At 71.3% G+C, this 3,037-nt stretch carries 3 protein-coding genes and 1 pseudogene; all 4 read right to left on the bottom strand.

What is annotated here, in order from left to right:
• The coding region (tilS, locus tag ABZD10_RS14800; protein ID WP_372887675.1) for a tRNA lysidine(34) synthetase TilS at positions 1-1,102 on the bottom strand (1,102 nt) is incomplete at its 3' end.
• Positions 1,093-1,938 carry a tetratricopeptide repeat protein gene (locus ABZD10_RS14805; RefSeq protein WP_372887677.1) on the bottom strand — a complete coding sequence of 282 codons (846 nt, stop codon included), beginning with the start codon at positions 1,936-1,938 and terminating at the stop codon, positions 1,093-1,095. The genes ABZD10_RS14805 and tilS, both read right to left, overlap by 10 nt.
• A gap of 13 nt (positions 1,939-1,951) precedes the next feature.
• Entirely contained in the window at positions 1,952-2,464 is a 513-nt protein-coding gene (gene pal / locus ABZD10_RS14810) for a peptidoglycan-associated lipoprotein Pal (protein ID WP_372887679.1), read from the bottom strand.
• Positions 2,465-2,552: 88 nt separating this feature from the next.
• A pseudogene (gene tolB / locus ABZD10_RS14815) lies at positions 2,553-3,037 on the bottom strand (Tol-Pal system protein TolB); the annotation flags it as partial.

Genomic DNA, 3,037 nt, shown 5'->3' on the forward strand with positions numbered 1-3,037 from the left:
AGGCGCGCCAATCCGCGATCCCGGCCAGCGCTTCGGCCCCGAGCGCGCGCATCTCGTGGCCCGCCTGCCACGGCCCGGCGACCTGCCAGCGGTCCCATTGCGGGGCGGCGGCCCTCAACTCGCGCACCGCGTTGAATTCGCGCATCACGCGCAATTCCCGCGCCGTTACCGCCACCAGACAGCCCGCGAGGGTCATGTCCTGCCCGTCCTCGATGGCCTGCCAAAGCCGGCTCAGGGCGGCGCTGCGCGGCGCGTGAGGGGCGCCCGAAACCCAGATCAGCGCCGCCCCCAGCAGGCGGTGACGGCTGTCCTGCGGCGCGGCGCCAAGCCCGGCCCGGTCAATGAGCACATCGCCATGCTCGATGCGGCAGATGCGGTGTGCGGTGATCCGCGCCAGATGGTCGAGCGCCGCGCGCGCCGCACCGAGATGGCCGCCGGTGGCCGCCAGCGCCGGCGCGTCGATGCCCAGCGGCGCCAGGACCTCGAGCGCGCGGCGCATGCGCACCCGGTCGAACCTCGGATCCTGGTTCGACGGGTCTTCGCACCACGACAGCCCCCGGCGGTCGAGATAGTCGCGCAACTCGCGGCGCCGCGCCGCCAGCAGCGGGCGGCCAAAGCCCTGCCCGTCGCGGTCAAAGACCGCGCGCATCGCCGCCAGCCCGTCGACGCCGGACTTGCGCGCCAGGCGCAGCAGGAAGGTCTCGGCCTGATCGTCCATCGTATGCCCGAGCAGGATCCGGTCGAGCCCGCGCGCCCGGCCCCAGCCGGCCAGCAGCCGGTAGCGCGCGGCGCGGGCCTCGGCCTGAAGATTGCCCTGCCCGTCCCAGCCCTGCCAGCCAAGGGTCTGATGGCGCAGCCCGAGGGCGGCGCAGGCCCCGGCCACCAGCCGCGCCTCGTCGGCGGCCTCGGGGCGCAGCCCGTGATCGACGGTGGCGGCCTCGACCCGGATGCCCTGCGCCCGCGCCCATTGCGCCGCCAGATGCAACAGCGCCATGGAATCGCCGCCGCCCGAGACCGCCAGCCCGAGGGCGGCGGGCCGGTGCCCGGCGAAATGCGCGCCGAGCAGCGCGCCGAGCGCGCCGTCATCCGTCGTCAGGGGCATTCCAGATCGCGCATCGCGCTCTGGGCCTCGGTGACCATCGCCGATCCGGGGTGGCGGGCATGGACTTCGCCCAGCGTCACGCAGGCCTCGTTGACCTTGCCCAGTGCCGCCAGCGCGGCGCCGAGGTGGAACAGCGCCTGATCGGCGACCGGGCTCTGCATATCGCTGGAATAGCTGTCGAGAAAGGCGCGGGCGATGGCGGCTCGCTCTTCGTGGCTGGCCGGTGCCTGCCCCTGCAGCGCCAGACCGCGCCCGAGATGGGCCTGCGGGGCCAGCGGGCTGCCGGGATAGGTGTCGAGAAAGGCGGCGAACTGGGTTTCGGCACTGGCGAAATCACCGCCGTCAAGCGCCGCGCGGGCGCGCTGGTAATCGGCCCTCTCGCCCACCGCCAGCTCGGTCTCGGGGGCCGGCGCCGGAACCGGGGCGATGCTGCCGTCGGCCAGCGAGGGCACCGGGGCATCGCCGCCCAGCGTCGTGGTCTCGCCAAGGCTGGAAAGATCGCCGCCCTCAAGCTCGACCAGTCGGAACTCGAGATCGCCGACCCGGTTGGTGCCGTCCTCGACCACCCGCTGGACCCGGTTCTCGAGCTCTTCGGTGCGCCCGGTCAGGCGCCTGAGCTGGGCCTCGATGGCGTCGAGACGCGCCAGCGTCGTGCCGCCGGTATTGACCGCCGCCGGCGCCCCGGTGGTCGACAGTTCGCGTTTCAGCCTTTGCAGCTCGACATAGAGCACGGTCAGCTGCTGGCGGATGTCGGCAAGGGTTTCATCACCCTGCGCCAGAGCGGTCCGGGGCAGGCCCAGTGACAGCACCAGAAGGGCGGCGGCAATCAGGCGCATCGCGGCTTTCTCCTTACCCGCTGAGATCGGCCCGCAGCACGGTCACGGCGCGGCGGTTCTGGGAATAGCAGGCCTCGGCCGAGCAGACCTCGATCGGTCGTTCCTTGCCATAGCTGATGTCGCGCAGCCGGTTGGCGGCGACCCCGCGCGAGACCAGATATTCCTTGACCGCGCTGGCCCGGCGCGCGCCGAGGGCAAGGTTGTATTCGCGGGTGCCCTGTTCGTCGGCATGGCCTTCGATCACGGCGGTGAAGGCGGTGTTTTCCAGCAGCCAGTTGGCCTGCGCCAGCAGCACCAGCTTGGCGTCCTCGCTCAGCATCGACTGGTCGACGGCGAACAGCACCCGGTCGCCCACCGCCTCTTGGAAATGCGCCACCGAGGACGGATCGTCGACGCTGCCGAGGGCGTAATCGGCCGTGTCCGACCCCGGTCCGGGCCCGTCGTCCAGCCCCAGCATGCCGGTGCTGCCGCAGGCGCTCAGCGTCAGGCCGGCCATCAATAGCGCCACTTTGGAAAAACTGCTCATGTCAATGCCTCGCTCTTGGCGTTTGTTCTTTGTCCCTGTTTAGCACAGCCGTGACCAGAGACAAAATCCCTGCTGCTGCGCCGATGCCTCATTGCAGCGGCGACCAGGCCGGGTCCGAGGCGCCGCCCTCGATCCTGACCTTCTTGAGATTGCGCCCCGAGACGTCGACGGAATAGAGCGCCGCCGCACCGCTGGCGCCCTGGGTCTCGCGGGTGAACATGATCACCCGCCCGTTGGGGGCCCAGGTCGGGCCCTCGTCGAGGAACGAGGCGGTCAGCAGCCGTTCTTCGCTGCCGTCGGTGCGCATGACGCCGATATGGAACCGGCCCTTGTTCTGCTTGGTAAAGGCGATGAGGTCGCCGCGCGGCGACCAGACCGGGGTGCCATAGCGGCCCTGGCCGAAGCTGATGCGCTTGGGCTCGCCGCCGCCGGCGGGCATCACGTAAAGCTGCTGGCTGCCGGACCGGTCGCTTTCGAACACCACCCTGCTGCCGTCGGGGCTGAAGCTGGGCGCGGTGTCGATCGCCGGTGACGAGGTCAGCCGGCGCGGCTCACCGCCGGCGATCGTCATCG

It is taken from the genome of Shimia sp. (genome assembly GCF_041624275.1).
Classification (GTDB): Bacteria; Pseudomonadota; Alphaproteobacteria; order Rhodobacterales; family Rhodobacteraceae; genus Shimia.